This window comes from Mucilaginibacter sp., from assembly GCF_036383575.1.
Lineage (GTDB): Bacteria > Bacteroidota > Bacteroidia > Sphingobacteriales > Sphingobacteriaceae > Mucilaginibacter.
In genome coordinates this window covers 1-3,212 of record NZ_DASVOB010000689.1, presented here as the reverse complement: position 1 = coordinate 3,212, position 3,212 = coordinate 1, and the positions used below count along the sequence as shown (strand labels likewise).

The window sequence follows — 3,212 nt, the reverse complement described above, 5'->3', positions numbered from 1 at the left end:
CAGAATGCTTAGTAAATTCAATAAATTCCCTTAATTCAATAAATTCGAGTTCAGACAACCCCTTCCCCAAAAATAAATCTTCAAAACCCTGCATAATATATTAATCCTGTTATATTTGATTACATATAAACCAAACTCATTCCTGTGATTTGGGTTATCTAATAACACCCTAACAGGTTATCTATATCATGGCCAAAAAAACAACTAAAACCGAAAATCCCTTACCGGAAGCAAAGCCTGTAAAGGAAAAAAAAGCCGTCACTAAGGTCAAAGCCGATAAAGTAACGCCTGAAACAGGAACCCCGGAACCTAAAAAAGCAGCTAAAACAAAAGCAGTAGCTGCCGAAAAGCCTGCCGCCGAAAAGAAAGCTGTACCGGCTAAAGCTGCCCCGGTAGCTGCCGAAAAGCCTGCTGCTGTTAAAAAAGCTACGCCGGCTAAAGCTAAGGTGGAAAAAGCCGAAAAACCTGCTGAAACTGCCCCTGCTCAGCCAATCAGGCTTAAAGCTGTTGAACCATATAGCCGCCTTACCGATTTTGATATCAGTTTATTTAAATCGGGCAAGCATTATAAGCTGTATGAAAAGCTGGGTTCGCATGTGGTGGAATACCAGGGTGTTGTTGGTGCTTATTTTGCTGTTTGGGCACCAAATGCCCAGTATGTTGCAGTAATAGGTAATTTCAACGGCTGGAACCGTGGTTCGCACAGCTTAAATGCCCGCTGGGATTCGTCGGGTATTTGGGAAGGGTTTATACCTAACGTTGGTGTTGGCGAAACCTATAAATACTATATCAAATCATCAACAGGCGAAGACCTGGAGAAAAGTGATCCTTTTGCACTGCGCTGGGAGCTGCCTCCACGTACCGCCTCAATAGTTGCCGATACTTTTTACGAGTGGAAAGATCAGGACTGGATGCAGAACCGTCATGAGCATAACGCGCTTGACAGGCCGTACTCGGTTTACGAAGTGCATTTGGGCTCATGGGCGCGCAACCCCGAAAGCCCGGATGAGTTTTTGACCTACACACAGCTGGCCGAAAAGATGGTGCCTTATGTAAAGGAAATGGGCTTTACGCATGTAGAGTTTATGCCGATCATGGAGCATCCATATTACCCCAGCTGGGGTTACCAGGTAAGCGGTTATTTTGCTGCGGCATCACGCTACGGTACGCCGCAACAATTGATGTACCTGATCGAGGAGTTTCATAAAGCCGGTATTGGTGTGATACTGGATTGGGTGCCTTCGCATTTTCCGGGCGATATCCATGCATTATACAGGTTTGACGGAACGCATCTTTACGAGCATGCCGATGCCCGTAAAGGCTTCCACCCCGACTGGAAATCATATATTTTTAACTACGGCCGTAACGAGGTTAGGGCATTCCTGATCAGTAACGCGCTGTTCTGGCTCGATAGGTACCATGCCGACGGTTTACGTGTGGATGCGGTAGCTTCGATGCTATACCTTGATTATTCGCGCAAGCATGGCGAATGGGAAGCTAATATGTACGGTGGTAACGAAAACCTCGAAGCCATATCCTTCCTGAAAGAATTTAACGAAGCCGTTTACAGCCACTTCCCATCGGCACAAACCATAGCCGAGGAATCAACCTCGTTTACAGGTGTTAGTCGCCCGGTTTATTTGGGTGGTTTAGGCTTTGGTATGAAATGGATGATGGGCTGGATGCATGATACTATCGATTATTTTCATGAAGATCCCATTCACCGTAAATACCACCATAATGAGATAACTTTCAGTACCATATATGCCTTTACCGAAAACTTTATGCTGCCTTTCTCGCACGATGAGGTGGTTTACGGCAAAGGCAGCATGCTGCGCAAAATGCCCGGCGATGAGTGGAGGCAATTTGCCAACCTGAGGTTAATGTATGGCTATATGTTTACGCATCCGGGCTCAAAACTGCTGTTTATGGGCGGCGAGTTTGGGCAGGGCGACGAATGGAATTTTGGCCAGTCGTTACAGTGGCACGTGCTGCAGTATCCAAATCACCAGGGCATCAGCGAAACGGTTAAAGCGCTGAACCATTTATACCGTGAGGAACCTGCTTTGTACGAGAAAGCGTTTTCGCACCAGGGCTTTGAATGGGTTGATGGCGGCAATGCCAATGACTCCATACTGGTATACCGCCGTATGGGGCATGACAGTAAAAACGACCTGATGATCATCCTGAACATGACCCCGGTTATCCGCAGGGATTACCGCATAGGCGTACCTGCTGCCGGTAAATGGAAGGAGGTCTTCAACTCGGATAACAATAAATACTGGGGCAGTGGTATCATCAACTATGAGCCGGTAAACAGCGATCCGGTAAGCTGGCATGGTAAAGGCCAGTCTATCAAAATTACCATACCGCCGCTTGCCGCTGTTGTATTTAAACTGGTACCCGATGTGCCGGCTAAATATGAGTTGAAAAGGTAAGCTGGTCCGATAAAATAAATACGTCATCCCGAACTTGTTTCGGGACCCCACATGCAAGATATGCGCTTAGTAAAATAGCGGGTATTAGCCATTTGTGAGGTCCTGAAACAAGCTCAGGATGGCGTTGTTAAATGTGTATAGCGTATGAACCCCAAATTCAAATATCTTTACCTTATAGGTGGCATAGTTGCAACCATATTGTTTATTGTGCAAATTGTAGCTACTTACCCTAAGCCCAATGCTGTCGGGGTGATATTGGGCGCACTGCCTGCGCTGGCCTTGTTTTACCTGTCGTACAAGGCCTATCATGTTAAAAAAGATAATGAGCTGATGTGAGGTTGAGGTTCATAATATGCCCTCTCCACCCGTCATTGCGAGGCACGAAGACAACCGACCCCAGGGAGCTCATTAATACCTATAAAATCAAATTATAACTATTAATAATCCCCTACTTACAGAGCCGGTTAGCTGATCAAGCCACCAAACAAACTCTCCACCCGTCATTGCGAGGCACAACCTTTCCCGAATTTGTTTCGGGAAAGCATGCCCTCTCCACCCGTCATTGCGAGGCACGAAGCAATCGCGAACTATACAGAGCCGGTTAGCCGGTCAAGCCACCAAACAAACTCTTCACCCGTCATTGCGAGTAACCATCAGGATTCTCCTGAAAAAAAATGAGATGACGTGCTCTGCGATGAGAAGTAAGATATTAGCGGAATAAACAGGGCAAATTACACACCCCGTATAACCCTTGGGGCCTTTAAGAGCCCGCTT

At 46.5% G+C, this 3,212-nt stretch carries 2 protein-coding genes; both read left to right on the top strand.

The window, feature by feature from the left end:
• Positions 1-188: 188 nt before the first annotated feature.
• Positions 189-2,438, top strand: coding sequence for a 1,4-alpha-glucan branching protein GlgB (gene glgB, locus VF500_RS24210; protein WP_330862135.1), 2,250 nt, complete (start codon positions 189-191; stop codon positions 2,436-2,438).
• A 144-nt stretch (positions 2,439-2,582) separates the two neighbouring features.
• Positions 2,583-2,774, top strand: coding sequence for a hypothetical protein (locus tag VF500_RS24205; RefSeq protein ID WP_121231031.1), 192 nt, complete (start codon positions 2,583-2,585; stop codon positions 2,772-2,774).
• The last annotated feature ends 438 nt before the right edge of the window (positions 2,775-3,212 follow it).

Excerpts from the sequence above, each read along its gene's own strand:
- glgB (WP_330862135.1), top strand. The coding sequence starts at position 189 with ATGGCCAAAAAAACAACTAAAACCGAAAATCCCTTACCGGAAGCAAAG.
- VF500_RS24205 (WP_121231031.1), top strand. The coding sequence starts at position 2,583 with ATGAACCCCAAATTCAAATATCTTTACCTTATAGGTGGCATAGTTGCA.